The organism is Flintibacter muris (assembly GCF_943192995.1).
In the GTDB taxonomy this organism is placed as follows: domain Bacteria; phylum Bacillota; class Clostridia; order Oscillospirales; family Oscillospiraceae; genus Lawsonibacter; species Lawsonibacter muris.
Map to the genome: position 1 here is coordinate 31,305 of NZ_CALPCP010000001.1, position 22,581 is coordinate 53,885.

The window sequence follows — 22,581 nt, forward strand, 5'->3', positions numbered from 1 at the left end:
AGTTTTATGATTGGGAGGGAAGAACTGGAATGGGTGAAGTGATCCTAAAAATGGACGGCATCCAAAAATACTTCCCCGGTGTCCACGCGCTGGACAACGCGCATCTGGAGGTGCGCGCCGGAGAGGTGATGGCCCTGGTGGGCGAGAATGGCGCGGGCAAGTCCACCCTGATGAAGATACTGACGGGTATCTATCAAAAGGACGGCGGGACCATTGAGTACTTCGGCCAGGAGATTGAGATCCATGGTCCCAGAGACGCCCAGGCCAAGGGCATCTGCATTGTCCACCAGGAGCTGAACCTGATGCAGGACCTGACGGTGGCGGAGAACATTTTCATTGGCCGGGAGCCCAGCAAGGGGCCCTTCCTGGATAAGACAGAGCAGAACCGGATGACCCAGGAGCTGCTGTCCTCCCTCCACCTGAACATATCCGCCAAGACGCAGATCAAGCGGCTGACGGTGGCCAAGCAGCAGATGGTGGAGATCGCCAAGGCCCTCTCCTATCAGAATACCAAGGTGCTTATTATGGATGAGCCCTCCACCGCCCTGACCACCAGCGAGATTGAGGACCTGTTCACCTTTATCCGCCGGCTCAAGGCCACCGGAGTGGGCATTGTGTACATATCCCACCGGATGGATGAGCTGAAACAGATCACCGACCGGATCACCGTTATGCGGGACGGCCAATATGTGGAAACGGTGGACACCGCCTCCACCACCATTGACCAGGTGGTGCAGATGATGGTGGGCCGGGTGATTTACGAGGAGCCCAAGAGCCACTCCAACGTTCCCCCTGACGCCGAGGTTGTGCTGGAGGCGGAGGGGCTCAGGTCGCTGGATGTGAAGAATGTATCTTTCCAGCTGCGCAAGGGCGAGATTCTGGGCTTTGCCGGACTGATGGGCGCCGGGCGCACCGAGACCATGCGCCTGCTGTGCGGCGCCGACAGGCGGGAGAGCGGCACCATCCGGGTCCAGGGTAAGGAGGTCAACATCCGCAGCCCCAAGGACGCGGTGAACGCCGGTATTGGCTACCTGTCTGAGGACCGGAAGCTGTTCGGATTGTGCCTGGGACTGGCGGTGTCTGACAACACGGCCCTGCCCTCCCTGGATAAGCTGTCCGGCCCTTTGTTTGTGGACGACGGTAAGATCAACCGGGCCACCGCCGAATATGTGGATAAGATCCGCATTAAAACGCCCTCGGTAAAAACCCTGATCCGCAGCCTGTCCGGCGGCAACCAGCAAAAGGTGGTAATCGCCAAATGGCTCCACCGGGACTGCGATGTGCTTATCTTCGACGAGCCCACCAAGGGTATCGACGTGGGTGCCAAGAGCGAGATTTACAAACTGATGAATCAGCTGGCGGCGGAAGGAAAATCCATTATCATGATCTCCTCCGAGCTGCCTGAGCTGCTGCGTATGTCTGACCGTGTGGTTGTCATGTGTGAGGGGCGGATCACCGGAGAGCTGGATATCTCCGAGGCAACTCAGGAGAAGATCATGACCCTGGCCACCAAACGTGAACTGGAGGAAGCGGTATGAAATTGAGTGAAAAAAAGATTGATATGCAAAAGGTGCTGGCGCCGGCGGCGCTGGTCATCCTCTATGTGTTCTTCTCCTTTGCCAGCAAGAGCTTTTTTACCCTGGACACCTTTAAGGCTATTCTGGAATCCAGCTATTATATCGGCTTCATGGCCTTCGGCGTCACCTTTATCATCATCACCGGCGGCATTGACCTGTCTCTGGGCACGGTGATGATGTGCGCGGCCCTGCTGGGCGCGTACACCTTTAAGCAGCTGCACTGGCCCCTGGTCGTCTCCCTGCTTGTGGCGATTTTGGTGGGTGCGGGCTTTGGTTTCCTCAACGGCGTGATGGTGGCCAAGCTGAAGCTGCCCCCCTTTATCGCCACGCTGGGCACCATGATGATGAGCCAGGGCTTTGGCTCCATCATCACCAAGGTGCAGTCCCAGACCTGGCCCACCGCCACCGAGCCTGTGGGCGGCTGGTTCAAAAAGGTGTTTATCCGCAACGACCTGTTCGGCGTGAAGGGTTTTCCTGTGGGCGTGTTCTGGCTGATTGGCTTCTTTGTTATTGCCGCCCTGATTCTCCACAAGACCAAGTTCGGCCGCTACGTCTTTGCCATTGGCTCCAATGAGGAGGCCGCCCGCCTCAGCGGCATCAACGTGGACAACTGGAAAATCGCCGTTTACACCCTGAGCGGCATCTTTGTGGGCCTGTCCGGCATTATGTACGCCGCCGCCTACACCACCATCACCCCTGGCACCGGCAACGGCCAGGAGATGAACGGCATCACCGGTGTGGTGATTGGCGGCACCTCCATGTCCGGCGGCTCGGGCACCATGGTGGGCACCCTGATCGGCGTGTTCATCATGTCCGTGCTGAAAACCGGCCTGTCCGCCTGCGGCCTCCAGGCCCCCTGGCAGACCTTCTTTACCGGACTGGTGGTAATCGGCGCCGTCCTGCTGGATATCCAGCGCACCAAGGCGGCCAACCGGGTGAAGAAGTCCTGAGTTTTGGGTATTAAGCGCGGCGCGTCTGTCCGCTTAATAGATATCGAACCGAAAAATTTAAGGAGGAAATGTAATGAACAAGAAAAGACTGCTCGCAGCGATCCTGTCCGCGTCCATGGTGCTCGCCTTAGCCGCCTGCGGCGGCGGCGGTGGCGGAGCCGCCTCCAGCAACCCTGCCACCAGCACCCCTGCCACCAGTACCCCTGCCGCCAGCACCCCTTCTACCGGCGGTGATGAGACCATCTACATCCCCGTTATGGCCAAGGGCTTCCAGCACCAGTTCTGGCAGGCTGTTAAGGCCGGCGCCGAGGCCGCCGCTACCGACCTGGGCGTGGAGATCTACTTCGACGGCCCCGCCTCTGAGACCGAGATCGACAAGCAGGTGAACATGGTCAAGACCGAGATGGCCAAGAACCCCAAGGCCATGGCCCTGGCCGCCCTGTCCACCGACGCTGTGAAGGAGATCCTGGAGGAGTGCGCCGCCAAGGGTATCCCCGTAATCGGCTTTGACTCCGGCGTGCCCGACGACACCAGCGGCGCCGTGAAGGCCACCGCCGCCACCAACAATGAGGCCGCCGCTGCCATCGCCGCCGAGAAGTTCGGCGAGCACGAGGGCCTGGTTGCCAAGATGCAGGCTGCTACCCCCGACAACCCTGTGGTTATCGGCTGTATCTCTCAGGATGCCGTCTCCGCCTCCGTTATGGGCCGTACCACCGGCTTTGTGAACAAGATGGCTGAGGTCGCTGAGAAGTATCAGCCCGGCAAGGTCTCTGTTGAGGGCCACACCATTTGGGAGAAGAAGGTTGCTGATCCCGCTATCATCATCCAGGTTGCCATCTCCGCCACCACTGAGGCTACCGCTGTCCAGACCGCCGCCACCTCCCTGCTGGGCACCAAGGGCCTGGCTGCCGTGTTCTGCTCCAACGAGGGTGCTGTGACCGGCTTCCTGGCCGCCGTTTCCGACGGTGAGGACCTGGCAGAGGGCGGCCGCTACGCCGACCTGGTCGTGGCTGGCTTCGACGCCGGCGCCGCTCAGAAGAACGCCGTCCGTCAGGGCTGGTTCTACGGCTCCGTCACCCAGGACCCCTACTCCATTGGCTACAACGCCGTTGAGATGGCCTATAAGGCCGCCAAGGGTGAGCCCGTTTCCGACGTGGACACCGGCGCCCAGTGGTACAATGCCGACAACATTGACGACGAGATGATCGCCCTGCTGGTCTATGACTAATCTAAGGCTGAATATCATTTGATTTTCAGGCTGAAGCAATTCCGGCCGGCGCCGCAGCCTCTGCGGCGCCGGCCTTTTAAATGGCGCGGCGGCGCGCCGACATACTGCTCCGAACAGGAGGATATTGCCTATGACACGCAACATGATTGCCTTTGACCTGGGTGCCAGCAACGGCCGGGCCATCCTGGGCCGATTTGACGGACAGCGCCTGGAGATGCGGGAGCTGCACCGGTTTGAAAACAATTACGTCGAAATGAATGGGGTGTTCTACTGGGACACGCCCTATCTATACAGCCAGCTGAAGCAGGGACTGCTGGCCTTCCGCCAGGGGGGCTTTGGCCAGCTGGACTCCTTCGGTATTGACACCTGGGGGGTGGACTTCGGCCTGCTGGACAAAAACGGCCACCTGGCCGGGGTGCCCCGGTCCTACCGGCTGGGGGTGCAGGAGGACGTGGACGCGGTGACCGCCAAAATTCCGGCGGAGGAGCTCTACCGCCGCAGCGGCATTGATCCCTCCCTCACCTTTAATACCCTCTACCAGCTCCACCGCCGCCAGCGGGAGGGGGACGGGGCGCTGGAGATTGCGGACAAGCTGCTGCTCACCCCGGACCTGCTGGGCTACTTTCTCACCGGCGCGGTGGGCACAGAGTATACCATCGCCACCACCACCCAGCTCTACAACCCCACCGCCCGGGACTGGGACTGGGAGACCATTGACCAGCTGGGCCTGCCCCGGCACATCTTTACCCCGATTCAGCCCAGCGGCACTATCCGGGGCCAACTGCGCCCGGAGCTGTGCCAGGAGCTGGGGCTGAACCCCGCCGCCTTTGTGGCGGTGGGCAGTCACGACACCGCCTCCTCTGTGGCGGCCATTCCCGGGCAGGGCAGCTTTGCCTTCTGCTCCAGCGGCACCTGGTCCCTCTTCGGAGTGGAGACAGACCGGCCTGTGCTGGAGCTGGGGGCCGGCTCCGGCTTCTCAAACGAGGGCACCATCCAGGGCGGCTTCCGGCCTTTGAAAAACATCATTGGCCTGTGGATTATCCAGGAGTGCCGCCGGGACTGGCAGAAGGAGGGCAAGGACCTGTCCTGGGACGACATTGTCAACGAGGCCCGGGGGGCCGCTCCCCTGCGCTCCATCATTGACACCGACGCCCCCGAGTTTTACGCCGGCGGGGACATGGTGAGAAAAATCCGGGACTACTGCGCCCGGACCGGCCAGAGCGTTCCGGAGACGGTGGGTGAAATTGCCCGGTGCGCCTACGAGTCGCTGGCCCTGAAGTACCGCAAGGCCCTGGAGGGGCTGGAGGGGCTGGAGGAGATGAAGGGCGAAGCCATCCAGTCCCTGAACATTGTGGGGGGCGGAATTCAAAACAAGCTGCTCAACCAGATGGCGGCGGACGCCACCGGGCGGACTGTGGTTACCGGTCCTATCGAGGGGGCGGCTATGGGCAATCTGCTCACCCAGGCCATGGCTTTGGGGGATATCAAAGACCTGGAGGAGCTGCGTCAGATCGTGCGCGGCACGGTGGAGGTGGACACCTACACGCCCAACCACAGCCCGGAGTGGGAACAGGCCTATCGCAAATTGGAATCCATGATGAAATGAGAGGTGTACGGCAGTGAGTGTAGATATGACAAAGTGGCAGGAGCTGGCAAAGGAGCGTATCCATGACCGCCCTGCGGGGACCGGCCGTCTGGCGGGGAAAATCGCCATTGTCACCGGTGCGGCCCAGGGGTTTGGCAAGGGGATCGCGGAGGAGCTGTATAAAGAGGGATGCACCGTGGTGATCGCCGACATGAACCAGCCTCTGGCCGAGACGGTGGCCCGGGAGCTGGGGGAGCGGGCCTGCGCCATCCCGGTAAATGTGTCTGATGAGGAGAGCGTGGCCAGCATGGTGGCCCAGACAGTGGAGAGGTACGGCGGGCTGGACCTGATGCTGGCCAACGCCGGCGTGGTCCGCTCCGGCCCTCTGGCCACCTTTGAGAAGAAGGATATGGAGTTTGTCACCTCCATCAACTATACGGGCCTGTTCCTGTGCTGCAAGTACGCGGCCATCATCATGCAGGCCCAGCACGAGGCGGACCCGCAGGCCATGTTTGATATCATTGCCATGTCCTCCAAGTCGGGCCTGGTAGGCTCCAACAAGAATTTTGCCTACGCCGGGTCCAAGTTTGGCTCTATCGGCCTGGTGCAGAGCTTTGCTCTGGAGCTGTGCGCCTGCAACATCAAGGTCAACGCCATCTGCCCCGGCAACTACCTGGACGGCCCCCTGTGGACCGATCCGGTAAAGGGGCTGTTTGTCCAGTACCTGGAGGACGGCAAGGTGCCCGGGGCCAAGACGGTGGAGGATGTCCGCCGGTTTTACGAGGCCAAGGTGCCCATGAACCGGGGCTGCCTGCCCCTGGACGTGGCGAGGGCTGTGATGTACTGCGTGGAACAGCAGTATGAGACCGGCCAGGCCATCCCCGTCACCGGCGGCCAGGTTATGCTGGCATAAGGAGCGGCCATGATTGACATTGAAATTCTAAAGCAGCTCAACGCCCCCACCCGGGAGGAGCGGCTGGCCAACCTGAAAACCGTGCTGGCCGGGACAAAATTTCCCCCCACGGTGCCCCAGTACATCAACAACCATATCCACACCACCTACTCCTTCTCCCCCTACTCCCCCACGGCGGCGGTGTACGCCGCCCGGATGGAAGGGCTGTGTACAGCGGGCATCGTGGACCACGACTCTATCGCTGGAGCGGAAGAGTTTCTGGCGGCGGCGGAGCTGGCGGGCATGCCCGCCACTGTGGGTATGGAGTGCCGTGTGTCATTGAAGGGCACCCGCCTGGAGGGCCGGCGCACCAATAACCCGGATCAGGCGGGAATCAGCTATATGACCATCCAGTCGGTGCCCCACGACAAGTTCCCCGTGCTGGACCGGTTTTTTGCCCTCTACCGGGAGGCGAGACATGTCCGCAACCGGAATATGACGGCCAACATTAACGCCCTGCTGCCCGGTATCGGCCTGGACTACGACCGGGACGTGCTCCCGCTGTCCCTGGCCCGGGAGGGGGGCGGGACCACCGAGCGCCACCTGATGTATGCCCTGGCCCAAAAGCTGGTGGAGCAGACCGGAAAAGGGAGCGCTATGGCGCAGCGGCTGTCCGGCTTGGGCATCACCCTGTCGGACAAGCAGCGGGCCCAGCTGGAGGACACTGAATACCCCTTTTACGAGTACGATCTGCTGGGCATCCTCAAGGGGGCCTTTGTGGGCAGAGTTTATGTGGACGCAGATGAGGAGTGCCCACCGCTGTCCCGGGTGGTGGAGCTGTGCCGGGAGACGGACGCCTGCTTGTGCTACCCCTACCTGGGAGATGTGGTGGACAGCGTCACCGGGGATAAAAAGGCGCAGAAATTTGAGGACAGCTACCTGGAGGATGTGTTCCTGTGCATGAAGGAGGAGGGGGTCTGGGCGGTCACCTATATGCCCACCCGAAATACCTCCGCCCAGCTGGAGCGGCTGCGGAAGCTGTGCGAGAAATACGGCATGTTCCAGGTCTCCGGAGAGGATATCAACTCCCCACGGCAGAGCTTTATTACACAGATTATGGAGGACCCCCGGTTCCAGAATCTGATCGACGCCACCTGGAAGCTTATTGAGCACGAAAAGACCGGGGCGGCGCTGCGCTGAAAGTCCCGGCCATGAAACAGAAGGAGGAATGCGTGATGAATACCAAAGCCGTGCGGCTTTACGGCAAAATGGACCTGCGGTTGGAGGAGATGGCCCTGCCCGAGGTGGGCCCCGACGACGTGCAGGTGAAGATTATTTCCGACAGCGTGTGCATGTCCACCCACAAGGCGGCCCTGGAGGGGGAGGATCACAAGCGGGTGCCCAACAACGTGGCGGACCACCCGGTGATTGTGGGCCATGAGTTTTGCGGCGACATTATCGCCGTGGGGGAAAACTGGAAGGACAAATATAAGGTGGGGGACAAATTTGTGATCCAGCCCGCCCACTACTACAAGGGCTCCCAGGACGCTCCCGGCTACTCCTACCCCTATTGCGGCGGCTCCTCCCAGTACGCCAACATCCCCATTGAGACCCTGATTATGGACTGCTTGATCCCCTACAGCTCAGATACCTATTTTTACGGCTCCCTGGCCGAGCCGGTGTGCTGTGTGGTGGGGACCTTCCATGCCATGTACCACACCAAGGGCGGCTCCTATGTCCACGAGATGGGCATCAAGGAGGGGGGCAAGATGGCCCTGCTGGCCTCGGTGGGCCCCATGGGCCTGGGCGCTATTGATTACGCCCTCCACTGTGACCGCCGGCCCTCCCTGCTGGTGGTAACCGACATTGACGACGCCAGGCTGAAACGGGCGGAGTCCATCTTCACCGTGGAGGAGGCCAAAAAGCAGGGCGTGGAGCTGCACTATGTCAACACCCGAATGGAGAACGCCACCGAATATCTGCGGGAGCTGTCGGGCGGTACGGGCTATGACGACGTAATCTGCTTTGCCCCCGTCAAGCCGGTGGTGGAGCAGGCCGGCGATATTCTGGGCTTTGACGGCTGCCTCAACTTCTTCGCCGGACCTACCGACTCTAAGTTTAAGGCGGAGTTCAACTGGTACAATGTCCACTATCTGTATACCCATGTGGTAGGTACCTCCGGCGGCAACAGCGACGATTTACGGGAGGCGGTGGAGCTGATGAACGCCGGCAGGCTGAACCCGGCGGCCATGGTCACCCATATCGGCGGGCTGAACACCGTGGTGGACACCGTGTGCAGCCTGCCCAAAATCCCCGGCGGCAAAAAGCTGATCTACAACCACATTGACCTGCCCCTCACTGCCATTGACGACTTTGAGGAGAAGGGCAAAGAGGACCCGCTGTTCGCCGAGCTGGATAAGCTGTGCAAGGCCCACAACGGCCTGTGGAATCCGGAGGCGGAGAAGTATCTGCTGGCCCACGCCAAGGCGATTTAAAAAACATTTCCCCGCCCGGCTGGGCGGGGAAACTCAAATAAAGGGGGAATTTCCATGAAACCTGATCTGGAGCGGGCGGTGCTGGGGCTGGAACTGGGCTCCACCCGAATCAAGGCTGTTCTGATTGACGAGGAGCACCGGCCTGTCGCCTCCGGGGACTACGTCTGGGAGAACAGGCTGGAAAACGGCATATGGACCTACAGCCTGGAGGAGGTTGTAACAGGAATCCGGGCCTGCTATCAGGCCCTGGCCGGCGACGTGGAGCGGAAATTCGGGCAGCGCCCCCGGCGCTTCGCCGCCATGGGCATCTCAGGCATGATGCACGGCTATCTGGTCTTTGATCGGGCCGGGGAACTGCTGGTTCCCTTCCGCACCTGGCGCAATACCATCACGGGGCAGGCGGCGGCGGAGCTGACAGAAAAGTTTCAGTTCAATATCCCCCAGCGCTGGTCCATTGCCCATCTGTATCAGGCAATCCTCAATGGGGAGGAGCATGTGAAGGATGTGGACCTGCTCACCACCCTGAGCGGCTACATCCACCTGCACCTGACGGGCCGGAATGTGGTGGGCGTGGGGGAGGCCTCGGGCATGTTCCCTTACGATCAAAAAATCGGGGATTTTTCTCCCCGCCATGTGGAGCTGTTTGACAATCTGATAGCTGGCCGGGGCTGCCCCTGGAAGCTGCGGGACATTCTCCCCGGCGTCCTGCCCGCCGGGGCGGAGGCGGGGGTGCTGACGGCGGAGGGGGCCGCCCTGCTGGACGAGAGCGGCCTGCTGGAGCCGGGCATCCCGATGTGTCCCCCGGAGGGGGACGCGGGCACCGGCATGGCGGCCACCGGTGCGGTGCTGCCCCGGACGGGGAGCATCTCGGCGGGGACCTCCTCCTTTGCTCTTTTGGTGCTGGAGCGGGAGCTGAAGGGCTGTTACCCGGAAATCGACGTGGTAGCCACCCCTTCGGGCAGGCCGGTGGCCATGGCCCACACCAACACCTGCACCTCTGACGCGGACGCCTGGGTGCGGCTCTTCGCCCAGTTTTACCAGGCCATGGGGCACGAGGCGGATCTGGGGAAGCTGTTCCCCAAGCTGTTCGGATTGGCTCTGGAAGGGGAAGCGGACTGCGGCGGGCTGGTAAGCTTCAACTACTTCTCCGGGGAGCCCGTCACCCGGACGGAGGCGGGCCGGCCCATGTTTGCCCGATTGCCTGACAGCCGTTTTACCCTGGCCAACTTTATGCGGGCCCAGCTCTATGGCGCGGTGGCCACCTTGAAGCTGGGTATCGACCTGCTGGTTGAGCGGGAGCATGTGGAGACCGACCGGCTGCTGGGCCACGGCGGCTTCTTCAAGACAGAGGGGGTGGGACGGCAGATCATGGCTGACGCCCTGGGCGTGCCTATCACCACTATGAAAACCGCCGGGGAGGGCGGCCCCTGGGGGATGGCTCTGCTGGCCGCCTACATGGCGCGGAAAGAGACGGGGGAGACCATGGAGGATTATTTCACTCAGAGGGTCTTCCGCAGCGCGGAGAGCCAGAGCTCCCTGCCTGATCCCGCTGGGAGGGCCGGATTTGCGGCCTTCCTCAAACGCTACACCGCCTGCCTGAGCGCGGAGCGGGCGCTGGCCGCAATGGAATAAAAGAACGGGTTCCCGGTTTTAACCGGGAACCCGCTGTTTTCCTGGAAAATAGGGCGGCCGAAGGGGAAAGTCAATCCTCCTTTTTGGAGGCGGTGCGGCTGTAGAACCGCCGTTCCTCCTGGAACACGTAGCTGCGCAGCAGGGACTCCTGCTGAACGCCCATATCCACAAAGCGGCAGCCGTAGCCGTAGGAGCTCCGGCCGTTTTGGTTTACCTGGAGCTCCGCGCGGAGGATTTCCGCGGTGAGCAGAATGGGGGGCGTTGTCTGGTTAAACTGGAAGGACAGCCGGTCACCCACGGCGGCCACCAGGCCGGAGACCAGAAAGACCCCGCCGGCGCTGATGTTCTGAATCATGGCCGGGGAGCGCAGGCCCTCACATTCCACTTCCACCATGACGGAGGAGGAGACCTTGATGTCCTCACGCCGCTGGATCTGGGTGAGCTGCTCCAGCACCTCGCAGCGGTAGGAGCGCATGGTCCCCGAGACCAGGGGGGAGGACAGACGGCATCGGCAGCGGACCACGCCCAGGATGGGGTCGAAAAATCGAATGTCAACCGGGGTGCGGAGGGGACATTCCGCCTCACGGGGGGCGGTAACCAGCAGTCCGCCAATGGCGCCGGTACTCACCACGGCCAGAATGGGCGCGGCCCCCTTGGGATAAAGAATCTCAGCCTTTTTGCAGTGAGAAAATGGAGTCATCTTGTACACCTCTTTTAACAGGACTTGCCTGACAATCTCTCCTATCCATTATAATGGAAAATTCTCCGGTGTGCAACGGTCAATTACAAAGATTGAGGGCGGAGAAAAAATTTTCGCCGGGAATGTTATTTTTTGCCCTGTACAGTCCGATAAAAGTATTACAGAATGTTCTTTGAGCTGTAAAGCGTACGTCCTCCCGGCGGGAGGATCAGGAGGTTACGATATGTGGGTTACAAGACAAGAAAGATTTTCCACCGCGCCTATCACGGCTTCGGATAAGGTGCGCTCCTCCGGAGCCCGCCGTACCCAGACGGCGTCGGCGGAGAGCAGCTTTGACCAGATTACCCTGTCTGCCGGCCAGGCGGCCAGCCCAGCCTTCCGGGATCTGGCAGTCAGCCTGTCTCAGCAGGTGCGCACCTATAATACTACGGGCAAGATCCAGGACCTGCGCAGCCAGGTGGCGTCCGGCGAGTACCGCCCCGACGCCCGGGAGACTGCGGCCAGGATGCTGCTGATGGCGGAGGATGAGTAAATGGCGGGCTGGCAGGACTATTTAAAATTGATGCGCAGCCTGAGCCATACGATGAAGGAGCTGTCCCAGGTGGAGCGGGATAAAAACGCCGCCGCCGCCAGGGGGGATCTGCAGGGGGTTGAGGCATGCATGAAGCGGGAGCAGGTGCTGAGCCTGACTTTGCGGGGGTATGACCAGAAACGGGATAAGCTGCTGGCTGAGCTGGGCATGACTGGGCTTACCCTCAACCAGATGGAGAGCCGCAGCCCCGAGGAGCTGCGGCTGGAGACCAAGGCCGTGGCGGAGGAGCTGCGCCGGCAGTACGAAATTTTTCAGGCTGCCAGCGGGGCGGCCCGGAATACCTTGGAGGTCAACCTGCGGGCTATTGAGCGCATGCAGGCCGTTCAGGCTGGCGACGCCGCCGAAGCGGAAGAGACACGTAAAAACCATCAAACTGATTTCCGGGCCTGAGCCCCGGTGCTAAGATAAAGGAGAACGACTATGGCTGTTATTGGTACTTTTGGTTCCTTCACCGCCTCGCGGCTGGGCATCTACGCGTCCCAGTCGTCGCTGAATGTGACGGGCAACAACATCGCCAACATCAACACCAAGGGGTATACCCGCCAGCGTATGGACCTGGTCTCACTGTATTCCAACGGTGACGCCCGCTATGCCAACAGCTTCAACCTGAACATTGGCTACGGCGTAATTACCGACGGCGTGTCCCAGCTGCGCGACCCCTTTTTGGATATCCGCTACCGGGATGAAAACTCCCACCTGGGCTTTTACGAGGCCAAGCTGAAGGGATTGCAGCAGCTGTCCAACGTGCTGGACGAGGTGGGCATGGGCAAGGGCGAGTTCGGTATTATCGAGCGGCAGTTCAACGACTTCCTCCAGCAGCTGCAAAACCTGAACAACCGGGTCAACTCCCAGGAGTACGACACCACCGTCCGCTCCTCCGCCGAGAGCCTGGTGAACCTGTTCCACGACTACGCCGAGGCCCTGACAAGGGTGAAGGACAACCAGCTGAAGGATTTGCAGGGGGATGTGAAAACGGTAAACACCACCCTGGAAAAAATCCGGGCCCTGAACGTTGAGATTCGCAACGCGGGTATCTACGGGGACAAGGCTCTGGAGCTACGGGACCAGCGCAACGTGCTGATTGACGAGCTGTCTTCCTATATCAAGATCGACGTGCGCTACGACGAGGAGAAGCTGGATGAGTTCTCCTCTGTGGAGCGGCTGAACATCACCCTGGCCGGCTCCGGAAATCCTCCCATCAAGCTGATTGAGGGCGTCTACGGCACCCAGCTGTCCATGCCGGAGGAGACGCTGGGCCGCAACCCCAAATATGACCCGACCGATATTACCGGCATGAGATATCTGGACCCGGACGGGAACCCCACCGATTCGGAACGGTTGGCAGACCAGGACGCAAACGGAAATTTTATTTTGAATCCTAACTACTCCGCCTCCGCCATTGCGGGCCACAAGTATGTGTCCGCCTACAACCCGGACGGCAGCGTTGCCGCAACCACAGATGACCCCGATCAGGCGGTTACAGTGAACAACGCCAAGTCGGGAGCGGACGACAACCGGCTGTGGATGAGCTTTGAGCCCCTGAAGGATGAGCGGGGCCGCTACCTGAAGGACGAGTACGGCCGGGATATCACTGATACGGTGGATTTGGGGGACAACAACCTGTACGGCTCCCTCCAGGCCAAGCGGGAGCTGCTCACCGAGGAGGGTGAGTTCGCCAGCCTGGACGACATCAGCTTTGACCCCAATGCCAAGAGCAAGCGGGGTATCCCCTACTACCAGCGGGCCTTAGACGCCCTGGCCCGGAAGTTCGCCGAGAGCTTCAACGCGGCCAATACAACGGATGATGGAAAGCCGGTCCTGATGGGCTACGAGACCGAAATTGTGGATGGCGTTGAGCAGTATAAGACAACGGATAACTGCCTTTTGGGAACCTATACCACGCATACCACAAAGGACGGCAAGGTTGTGGACTTGACCAACTATCAGGATGAGCAGAAGTGGGTGGACCTGTCCAGCCTGCCCGCCGATGTGCAGACGGCCATCAAGGAGCTCCAGGAGGAGCACCTGTCCTCCTCCGCGGATGTGGAGGGCGCCAAGGGACACGGCTACCCCATTACCGGCGGCGGCATTCTGTTCAGCGTCAGCGGCGACAGCAACGATACGCAGGATGCCAACGGTGTGGGCATCACGGCGGCCAACATCTCTATCGCCAAGGACTGGGCCAACGGCTCGGTGCGTCTGCTGAGCAGCAAGAAATACAACATCCTGGACAATACCACCGCCAATGACAATATCTATCACATGATTGAGCTGATGGGCGAGAAGATGGCCTTCACAGCGGATGAGATCAAGGACATTGTGGCCGACGCGGCGGACGGCGACAAGCCCTACTTTGAGGGCACCTTCCAGCAGCGCCTGGCCGATATCAACACCATCCTGGCCACCGACCAGGAGACCACCACCATTGAGTACAACAGCTTTGAGCTGACGTCGCTGAATTTGGACAACCAGCGCCAGAGCGTGTCCGGTGTGGACCTGAACGACGAGGCCACCAATATGATGATGTTCCAAAAGTCCTATGCCGCCGCCTGCCAGCTGATGACCACCCTGGATTCCATGCTGGATAAGCTGATTAACGGCACCATTTGATTAGGAGGTAACCTGAGATGGGCTTTCGTATTACCACAAATATGATGTTGAACTCCTACCGGTACAATCTGCAAAACTCCACCGGCAAGCTGGCAGACGCCCGGGACCAGGTGCTCACGCATCGCAAATTCAACAGCTACGCCGAGGACCCCGCCGCCGCGACTCAGGCCTTCCGCCTGCGCCGGGACTACTATCAGACCAACAACCAGATCACCAACACCAAAGATGTGTACAGCAAGTTCAACACCGGCTGGCAGAACCTGCAAGGTATGCTGAAAGACCTGATTAACCCCATGGAAAAGGTGTCCGCTATCCGGGGCAACAACGGCACCGCCGGCGAGAGCCGTCAGGCCCTGGCCCAGGTTCTGCGTGAGAGCTCCGAGTCCATGGTCCAGGGCTTTAACCAGCAACTGGGCGACCACTTTATCTTCGCCGGCAACGACGGCCTGCGCGCCCCCCTGGAGTGGAAGGGCGATGAGCTGTATTACCGGGGCGTCAATGTTAACGCCGGTGGTGTGGATAAGCCCACCGCACCGGAGCCCACATGGCTGAATGACTGGTCAGACGCCCTGAAGGGAGGATTGGCCGCTGGTACTGTGACCCAAGATGCTTATGATCAGGGCATGGCATGGATCAAATATTATAGGCATGAGACGGATGTTATTCCGGAAAATGGCGTTGACCCTACTACAACATTAAATAACCTTGCCGGTCCGAACCCGAGCGCGAAGGATCAGGAATGGATTCAATATTATGCGCACCAGGCCGGCAAACCCACGGCGGATGAGCCCGCCTGGGGCGATAAGGATGAATACGGAATTCCCAAAGACATGCCCGCCGCCTCTGACGACCCGGTGGAGCAGGGCTGGATCGACTACTACAAGGATCAGGCCGACTACATCAAGCTGAAAGAGATGGCCGGGGAGGAGATGTATATCGACCTGGGCATGGGCGCCAAGGAGAGCACCCCCAACAACCCCATCAGGGGCACCTATTTCAACAGCGCCCTGTCCGCCCTGAACTTTATGGACTACGGCGTTGACGCGGACGGCGACCCCAAGAACTTTGCCATCCTTATGAAACAGCTGGCCGACGTGTTCGACTGCTGGGATGAGGACGCCGATCCCCAGGGCTACAATCCGGAGCTTGCCAAGGGCACCTCCGTCGAGGGCCTGACCAGCAAGGAGCTGGAGGATAGGGCTTTCCGCCTGATGGATAAGCTGAAGCTGGCCCAGGAGACGCTCACCGCCGCCCATGTGGAGATGGACGCCCAGTCCTCCTACCTCCAGACCAACCAGGAGCGGCTGGAAACCCAGGCCACCGACATCAACATGGAGATTCTGGACGTGGAGCAGGTGGACCTGGCCGAGGCCATCACGAACTTTTCCTGGGACATGTACTGCTACAACGCCGCGTTGAAGATCGGCAACCAGTTGCTCAGCCAGTCGCTGATCGACTATATGAACTGAGTGTTTTATGACAGCGGCCTTTAATCCCCGCCGGACGGGCCGGCCAGAGGAGCGCTGTCCGCAGTTTTGACATTTTTAGATGTAAGTGTGTGTAATATCGGTAAGGATGCCGAATCATACTAGAAGGGAGCGCGTGTTACACAATGAAACCGCTGATTGAAATCACAACTGTTCCCATTCAAATTGAGATGAAGACCACCAATGCCAAGCTGGAGTACGCCCGTGGAACCGCCGAAATGGAAATTTCCCGGGACAACGGCAATCTTCAGATCAAGAGCCGTCCCATCAAGGTCAACATTGACACCTTCGAGGCCCGCAACTCGCTGTCCCCCACCCTGGCCCGCTATCTGGAGCAGAGCGCTCAAAAGGGCCAGCAGGCCGCCTACGAGGCCACCGCTACCTACGCCCGTCAGGGCCAGCTGCTGCTCCAGACCCAGGTGGGTGAGGAGCTGGTGACCAAGTTCGCCGAGGACGCCATGATGAAGGATGTCAAAACCAATGTGGGTATTGACTTTCTGCCCGACCCCGGCGCCGAGATCACCTGGGACCCGGGCGAAATGAACATCCGCTATGAGATGGATAAGCTGAATATCGACTGGCGGATGAATGAGGGCAGCTTTGAGTTTACTCCGGGAGACGTTGAATTCACTGTCACCCAGCGGCCCGACGTGGTGATCAAGTATATCGGCGGCCCCATCTACGTCCCGCCCTCCTCCGACCCCAACTATGAGCCGGTGGATGTGAAAGTATAAAGGATTCTCCTCCCCCGCGCGGGGAGGAGAATTATTAGGAGGAACTATGCGTCTTAAGACCAAATATTTTGGCGAAATTGAGTGCCGGGAGGAGGAGGAGCTCCACTTTCCGGACGGGCTGTTCGGCTTTGAAGAGGAGAAGGACTTCTTCCTTCTGCCCTTTGAGGGCAGCGACAGCACCCTTCTCTGCTTCCAGAGCGCGGCTACCCCCGGCCTGGCCTTTGTGGCCGTAAATCCCTTTTCCCTGAAACCGGACTACGCCCCGGTCCTCACCGGCAAAGACCTGAAAGCCATGGGGGTGGAGCGCAGCGAGGATCTGAGCTTTTACGCCCTGTGCGTAGTGCGCAATCCGGTGGGGGACAGCACAGTCAATCTGCGCTGCCCTGTAGCCATCAATGAGGACACCGGACGGGCCGCCCAGTTTATCCTGGAGGAGGGCGGCTATCACATGCATCACCTTCTGTCAGAGTTCGGACGCAGTGAGGAGGGGGCGCTATGCTGATCCTGCAGCGAAAAGAGGGAGAATCTCTGCTGATCGGGGACGAGGTGGAGATCAGCGTCCTGGCCGTAGAGGCGGGACGGGTGCGTCTGGCAATCCAGGCCCCCCGCAGTGTCACCATCCTGCGCAGCGAGCTGAAGGTGGCCGCCCAGACCAACCGAGAGGCGGCGGAGGAGGAGGTGTCCCCTCTGGAGCTGCTGGGCGTGCTGAAGGAAAAAAAGGAATAGGACGTCCATTAGAGGCTGTATGTTCACCGACGTGCAGCCTTTTGCCTGTAGTGCCTGGAGGGAGCTAAAAACACATCTGCGGCAAAAAGTAAAAAGTGATGAAAGAAGGAGAGTAGGATTTACAGTATTTACCATTGCGATTCCAGGAAATATGCTGTATCCTATAAAATACCGCTGGTGTAAAGTTCCTCTTTCACCACAGACAGGAATAGGCAATTTCACGAACCGCAGGTAAAATCTGTAGAGAATATATTCGCCCAATGTCTTGCAATGACAGGGAAAATGGGTTATAATGAAGTGTGCCGCTTGAGATGACGGAAGTTGTTTGTAGAGAAGTGAAAAGTCATTTTCCACCCTTGCCTTTTTTGAGGAACCGTGGTATGATAACAAGCGCTCACTTTTTGCGTCGATTTTATTTATGAGGAGGGAGCCTCCATGTCCAATCTGTTGTTTAACAATTCCCAGCTGATGCTGGAGCGCGCAATGAATTTCCAGTGGACCAAGCAGTGTGCCATCAACGACAATATTGTCAATGCCGAAACCCCCAATTATAAGGCGAAGTATGTCACCTTTGAGGAGGCCCTGGACGCCAGCATCCGTTCCGCCCTCCACAGCACCGACAAGCGGAAGATTTCCACCGTCCGCTCTGCCATTGACCGCTCCCAGCCCATTGTCCATGTGGCCCAGGCCGAGAGCATGCGTATGGATGACAACGGCGTCAACATTGTGGAGCAGGAAACTGAGGCTACCCGCAACGCCTACCAGATGGAGTATACCATTGACGCCCTGAACAGCAACCTTTCTCTGCTCCGTACTTTGATCCGGGGACAGTAACCACATAGAACGCACCGTCCGGCGCAGCTGAGAAGCACAGCTTTTCCCCGCCGGCGTTATAGATCGTGGAGGAGATACATATGGCTTTTGTCAGCAGTATTGATGTGATTGGCTCCGGCTTTACCGCCCAGCAGCAGCGGCTTGACATTATCTCCGAGAATATCGTAAACATGAACACCACCCGCACCGAAAACGGTGAGGGCCCCTACCGCAGGAAGGTAGTGGTCTTCCAGGCGCAGGACAGCACCGGACGCTTCCGAGATGTGCTGGCCCGCACCCGGAACGGAAGGGGGGGCAGTTGGGCCTCCGAGTCCGAGGGGGGTGTCCGGGTGGCGGAGATTAACGAGGACCCCTCTGACTTCAAGCTGAAATATGACCCGGACGATCCCGACGCCAATGAGGACGGCTACGTGGAGATGCCCAATGTGGACCTGGTGAAGGAAATCACCGACGGTATGGCGGCCAGCCAGGCGTTCTCTGCCAATGTCACGGCGTTTAATTTGCTGAAAACCCTGATTTCCAAAGGACTGGAGATTGGAAAATAAGACCATTCTAGGTCAGGTTGAGTTTCTGTCCGGAGGGCATGAGGCCCAAGGAGCGAAATTTGGTCTGGCCTGGATTTGCACTATAGGATACCTGATTACAAGCTGTTTTAATTCACCGTTTTGGAGGTTTTTACCATGGAATTTACTCCCATTACACCTATTCAACCCCTGTTTGGAGCCTCTGAGGTCCAGTCCGGGCGGAGTGTGGAGAGCACCGGAGCGTCTTTGTTCGCCAGCGTGTTCCAGTCTGCCATTGACAACGTGCGCCAGACCAACGCCACCCAGGTGGACCTGGAGTATAAGCTGGCCACCGGCCAGATCGACAACCCGGCGGAGGTAACTCTGGCCATCAGCAAGGCCACCACCGCCGCTGAGCTGCTGATGCAGATGCGCAATCAGGCGCTGGACGCCTATAATGAGTTGATGAGAATCTCCTTATAAGGGAGTTTGAGATCACTGTCCGGAGGGATCCAAGTTGCAGAAATTTCAGACAAAGCTGAAAGAGCTCTGGGAAAAAGTAAAGGGTTTTTTCAAAAAACTGAATAAAACGGCCCGGATCCTGCTGGGAGTATGCCTGGTTGTGGTCCTCGCTGTTATCATCTTTGCCGTTGTGCAGATGAACAAGAAGGAATATGCCACGCTGTGTACCGGCCTGACTGCCAGTGAGACCAGCACGATCGTTAAATTCCTGAGTGACAACGGGGTTACGGATTACCAGATCAAAAACGACAGTATTCTGGTGCCCGCCGGGCGGGAAACGCAGCTCCAGACTCAGCTGGTTCTGTCGGGCAACCTGAACAGCGGTTTTCTGTACCCCTACTACACAGATAATATTGGCCTTACCTCTACCAGTTCCGAGGAGGAGCAGGCCTTGCGGATTTCCGTTGAACAGCGGCTGGAGTCTATTATCCAGATGTTTGATGGTGTGCGGGATGCATGGGTGCAGATTACCCCGGGAGAAAAACAGGTCTATGTGCTTCAGGACAGCGCCACTCCCGCCAAGGTGTCGGTAACCATTACGCCTGACGGCAACCGCCAGCTGGATGACAATGTAGTCAAGGCCATCCGTGATACCGTGTGCCACAGTGTGGCGCGGCTGAGTGCTGAGGATGTCAGTGTGAATGATATCTACGGCAACCCCTATTCCGACAACAGCACTCTGGCTCAGTCAGGCCAGGCCACGGCCTTGAAGCTGGAGCATGAGGAGCGGATCAACAACAACGTCCGCAGCCAGATTCTCCAGACCCTGGGCCCCATCTACGGCTATGAGAATGTGAGCGTGGGCGTCATCAGCACGGTGGAAGTGAGCCGCAAGTACCGGGACAGCACATTCTACAACCAGCCTGAGGGCTCTGTGAAAGGCGGCGGACTGGTGAGTGAGGACCACCTCTTTCAGGAGGTCATCCGGGACGGCAGCCAGCCTACCGGCGGCACCGTGGGCACTACCAGCAACTCGGACATCCCGATACAGCCCGATTTGAACAGCAGCCTGACCGGTGACGAGGACTATGCGGGCAACCAGGTCGACCGGTATCACAATATTGACACCACCAACGAGCAGGAGGAGATCCTGGAGGGCCGGCTGGCCGACCTGCGCGTAACGGTGAGCGTCAACCAGAACTGCCCCAACGCCGGCGCCATGACCATTGACGCCCTGCGGGACAGCGTGGCCACCCTGGCCGGCGTGGGAACAGAGGGCGTGGAGGCCGCGCAGCAGCGTGTGTTCGTCACCATTGCCCCCTTCAACGAGGATGTCACAGTGGCTCCCGGAACGCCCGGCTGGCCGATATTCCAGAACAGCTGGGTCCTGTATGCCGCAATCGGCGGCCTGGTCCTGTTCCTCATTCTGCTGCTGGTCATTATTCTTCTGCTTAGAAGAAACCGGAAGAAGAAGCTTGCCCGGCAGCAGGCTCTGGAGGAAGAGATGGCCTTGGCCGCGGCGGAGGCCGAGGCGGCCGCCATTATCGCTGCGGCGCCTCCCACCGGCGGAGCCGATATTATGGAAGTCAACACCGAGAAGAGTATGGAGCTGCGTAAGACAGTCCGGCAGTTCGCTCAGAACAACCCGGAGATCGCCGCTCAGATGGTGAAAGCCTGGCTGAAGGGAGATGACACTGGTGGCTGAGGCAACAAAAGTTGAACTGACTTATCCCCAAAAGGCGGCGGCCGTCATTGTCTCCCTGGGCGCAGATAAGGCTTCCGGCCTGTACCAGCACATGGAGCCCGAGGAGATTGAGACCCTTACCCTGGAGGTGGCCCGGCTGGGCATGCTGGATTCGGAACAGACCGAGGCGGTGCTGACCGAGTTCTATCAAAACTGCATGACCAGCAAGGCGGTAACCGAGGGCGGCCTGGAGTATGCCCGTGCTGTGCTAGAAAAGGCTTTTGGCAATCAGACGGCCCTGGCCCTGCTGGAAAAGGTGACCAAGTCCCTGAAAAACCGGGAGTTCGCATTCCTGGACAAGGCGGATGTCAAGTCTCTGTTCTCCGCACTGCAAAACGAGCGTCCTCAGACGGTGGCTTTGGTGCTGTCCTATGTGGACCCCGACAAGGCGGCAGGCGTAATCGAACAGCTGGAACCCCGCCGCCAGATCAGAGTGGTGGAGGCTATCGCCACTATGGAGAGCGCCTCCCCCACCGCCATCAAGACAATCGAGGCGGAGATGGAGCGCAAGTTTTCCAGCATTATTACCCAGTCCAATGTCAAGGTGGGCGGCATAGACTATGTGGCCGGCATTATGAACAACCTGGACCGGTCCAGCGAGAAGTCCATCTTCGACGGCCTGTCCGCCCACAACGCCGACCTGGCCGACGAGATCCGCAAGAGGATGTTCGTCTTCGAGGATATTATCACTATGGACGACCGCTCCGTACAGCGCTTTGTCCGTGACTGCGACCCGAGAGACCTGGTGCTGGCCCTCAAGACGGCCAACGCCGACGTGGCAAACAAGCTGTTTACCAACATGTCCGCCCGTATGGCCGAGAGCATCCGGGACGACCTGGAGGTCACGACAAATGTCCGTATGAAGGACGTGGAGGATGCCCAACAGCGTATCGTCAGCGTCATCCGGGACCTGGAGGAGAGAAACGAGATTATCATCATGAAGGGCGGAAAGGACGATATCATTGCGTAACATCCTGAAAGGGTTTTTGGAGCCCAAAGCGGAGGCCTATGTTCTGCCCAGTGCTGATGAAATCCATTTTGAAGGGGAGGAGGAATTCCTTCCCCCGGTGGAGGAGGAGTTGGTTCCTGAGCAGGCCTTGGATGTCACCATAGGCGGCGCGGAGCCAGAGGAACCCGAGCCGGAACTCCCCCCTGAGCCGCCGAAGGAGACCCCCGTTCACTATGCGCAGCTCCAGGCGGAGTTGATTTTGAATCAGGCCCGGGAGGAAGCCCAGCAGATACTGGAGCAGGCCCGGGAGAAGGCCCTCAGCGAGCAGGAGGAAATCCGGGGCGGTGCTCGGGATGAGGGCTACCGGGAGGGCTACGCCCAGGGGATAGCCAAAGCGATGGATGACTCTGTCCGGGACCGGGAGGCCACCGCCGCCCGGCTGGAGAAGGAGGTCCAGGCCTTTTTGGAAAAGGCCTCCCTGGCCCGGGAGGAGATGCTTCTTCAGTGTCGGGACGAGCTGCTGGAGCTGTGCCTGTCCGTAGCCGAAAAGGTGGTGCGGGTCAGCCTGAAGAGCAGCAGCGAAGTGATTGTCCGCATGATCCAAACCGCCACCGAGCGGATGAAGCGGCAGGAGTGGGTGCATATTTACATCTCCGGTTGTGACAGCCGCCAGCTGGCCCAAATATCCCCAGCGCTGACCAGCACCCTGGGGGCTCTGTCTCAGCATATCAAGGTGGTCCCCATGGGGGATGACGAGAGCGGCACCTGCATTGTGGAGACTCCGGAGGAAATTGTGGATGCCAGCGTGTCCACCCAGATGTCCAACATCCGGGATGTGCTCTATGAGCAGATGGGGGGCTACTGGCCCCAGTAAGAGGAGA

At 59.4% G+C, this 22,581-nt stretch carries 22 protein-coding genes; 21 read left to right on the forward strand and 1 reads right to left on the reverse strand.

What is annotated here, in order from left to right; all coding sequences use genetic code 11:
* The first annotated feature begins 29 nt into the window (after positions 1-29).
* From NFS22_RS00145 to NFS22_RS00180, 8 genes are all read left to right on the forward strand, one after another.
* Entirely contained in the window at positions 30-1,538 is a 1,509-nt protein-coding gene (locus NFS22_RS00145; protein WP_251315750.1) for a sugar ABC transporter ATP-binding protein, read from the forward strand.
* Positions 1,535-2,527, forward strand: a complete 993-nt coding sequence (locus tag NFS22_RS00150) for an ABC transporter permease (RefSeq protein WP_251315751.1) — start codon at positions 1,535-1,537, stop codon at positions 2,525-2,527. Before NFS22_RS00145 ends, NFS22_RS00150 begins: the two co-directional genes overlap by 4 nt.
* 73 nt (positions 2,528-2,600) lie before the next feature.
* Positions 2,601-3,755 carry a substrate-binding domain-containing protein gene (locus NFS22_RS00155; RefSeq protein WP_251315752.1) on the forward strand — a complete coding sequence of 385 codons (1,155 nt, stop codon included), beginning with the start codon at positions 2,601-2,603 and terminating at the stop codon, positions 3,753-3,755.
* 130 nt (positions 3,756-3,885) lie between these two features.
* The gene (locus tag NFS22_RS00160; protein ID WP_251315753.1) at positions 3,886-5,361 is read left to right on the forward strand and encodes a rhamnulokinase; all 1,476 of its coding nucleotides are present in this window, start codon (positions 3,886-3,888) and stop codon (positions 5,359-5,361) included.
* Between the two features lie 25 nt (positions 5,362-5,386).
* Positions 5,387-6,253, forward strand: a complete 867-nt coding sequence (locus NFS22_RS00165; RefSeq protein WP_251315754.1) for an SDR family NAD(P)-dependent oxidoreductase — start codon at positions 5,387-5,389, stop codon at positions 6,251-6,253.
* A 9-nt stretch (positions 6,254-6,262) separates the two neighbouring features.
* Entirely contained in the window at positions 6,263-7,432 is a 1,170-nt protein-coding gene (locus tag NFS22_RS00170; RefSeq protein WP_251315755.1) for a PHP domain-containing protein, read from the forward strand.
* A 35-nt stretch (positions 7,433-7,467) separates the two neighbouring features.
* A complete protein-coding gene (locus NFS22_RS00175) occupies positions 7,468-8,727 on the forward strand; it encodes a zinc-binding dehydrogenase (RefSeq protein WP_251315756.1) in 1,260 nt (419 codons plus the stop codon).
* Between the two features lie 54 nt (positions 8,728-8,781).
* Entirely contained in the window at positions 8,782-10,359 is a 1,578-nt protein-coding gene (locus NFS22_RS00180; protein ID WP_251315757.1) for a xylulokinase, read from the forward strand.
* Positions 10,360-10,429: 70 nt separating this feature from the next.
* Here the strand turns inward: NFS22_RS00180 and NFS22_RS00185 are convergent, their stop codons facing one another.
* Entirely contained in the window at positions 10,430-11,059 is a 630-nt protein-coding gene (locus tag NFS22_RS00185) for a PilZ domain-containing protein (protein ID WP_251315758.1), read from the reverse strand.
* A 223-nt stretch (positions 11,060-11,282) separates the two neighbouring features.
* Here NFS22_RS00185 and NFS22_RS00190 point away from each other — a divergent pair, with 223 nt between their 5' ends.
* From NFS22_RS00190 to NFS22_RS00250, 13 genes are all read left to right on the forward strand, one after another.
* On the forward strand, positions 11,283-11,591 hold the full coding sequence (locus NFS22_RS00190; protein ID WP_251315759.1) for a flagellar biosynthesis anti-sigma factor FlgM: 309 nt from the start codon (positions 11,283-11,285) through the stop codon (positions 11,589-11,591).
* On the forward strand, positions 11,592-12,041 hold the full coding sequence (locus NFS22_RS00195; protein ID WP_251315760.1) for a hypothetical protein: 450 nt from the start codon (positions 11,592-11,594) through the stop codon (positions 12,039-12,041).
* A gap of 30 nt (positions 12,042-12,071) precedes the next feature.
* The gene (locus tag NFS22_RS00200) at positions 12,072-14,261 is read left to right on the forward strand and encodes a flagellar hook-associated protein FlgK (RefSeq protein WP_251315761.1); all 2,190 of its coding nucleotides are present in this window, start codon (positions 12,072-12,074) and stop codon (positions 14,259-14,261) included.
* A 17-nt stretch (positions 14,262-14,278) separates the two neighbouring features.
* A complete protein-coding gene (locus NFS22_RS00205) occupies positions 14,279-15,730 on the forward strand; it encodes a flagellin N-terminal helical domain-containing protein (RefSeq protein WP_251315762.1) in 1,452 nt (483 codons plus the stop codon).
* Between the two features lie 143 nt (positions 15,731-15,873).
* Positions 15,874-16,482, forward strand: coding sequence for a DUF6470 family protein (locus tag NFS22_RS00210; RefSeq protein WP_251315763.1), 609 nt, complete (start codon positions 15,874-15,876; stop codon positions 16,480-16,482).
* Between the two features lie 46 nt (positions 16,483-16,528).
* On the forward strand, positions 16,529-16,984 hold the full coding sequence (gene fliW / locus NFS22_RS00215; protein ID WP_251315764.1) for a flagellar assembly protein FliW: 456 nt from the start codon (positions 16,529-16,531) through the stop codon (positions 16,982-16,984).
* Entirely contained in the window at positions 16,978-17,208 is a 231-nt protein-coding gene (locus NFS22_RS00220) for a carbon storage regulator (RefSeq protein ID WP_251315765.1), read from the forward strand. Before fliW ends, NFS22_RS00220 begins: the two co-directional genes overlap by 7 nt.
* Positions 17,209-17,643: 435 nt before the next feature.
* On the forward strand, positions 17,644-18,042 hold the full coding sequence (gene flgB / locus NFS22_RS00225) for a flagellar basal body rod protein FlgB (RefSeq protein ID WP_251315766.1): 399 nt from the start codon (positions 17,644-17,646) through the stop codon (positions 18,040-18,042).
* 80 nt (positions 18,043-18,122) lie between these two features.
* Positions 18,123-18,587 (forward strand): flagellar basal body rod protein FlgC, encoded by a 465-nt coding sequence (flgC, locus tag NFS22_RS00230; protein WP_251315767.1) that lies wholly within the window; start codon positions 18,123-18,125, stop codon positions 18,585-18,587.
* Positions 18,588-18,722: 135 nt separating this feature from the next.
* Positions 18,723-19,028 carry a flagellar hook-basal body complex protein FliE gene (gene fliE, locus NFS22_RS00235; RefSeq protein ID WP_251315768.1) on the forward strand — a complete coding sequence of 102 codons (306 nt, stop codon included), beginning with the start codon at positions 18,723-18,725 and terminating at the stop codon, positions 19,026-19,028.
* 34 nt (positions 19,029-19,062) lie between these two features.
* Positions 19,063-20,712 carry a flagellar basal-body MS-ring/collar protein FliF gene (gene fliF, locus NFS22_RS00240; RefSeq protein WP_251315769.1) on the forward strand — a complete coding sequence of 550 codons (1,650 nt, stop codon included), beginning with the start codon at positions 19,063-19,065 and terminating at the stop codon, positions 20,710-20,712.
* Positions 20,705-21,721 (forward strand): flagellar motor switch protein FliG, encoded by a 1,017-nt coding sequence (gene fliG / locus NFS22_RS00245; protein ID WP_338147907.1) that lies wholly within the window; start codon positions 20,705-20,707, stop codon positions 21,719-21,721. The genes fliF and fliG overlap by 8 nt, the downstream gene beginning before the upstream one ends.
* The gene (locus NFS22_RS00250; protein WP_251315771.1) at positions 21,714-22,574 is read left to right on the forward strand and encodes a FliH/SctL family protein; all 861 of its coding nucleotides are present in this window, start codon (positions 21,714-21,716) and stop codon (positions 22,572-22,574) included. Before fliG ends, NFS22_RS00250 begins: the two co-directional genes overlap by 8 nt.
* Positions 22,575-22,581: the final 7 nt, after the last annotated feature.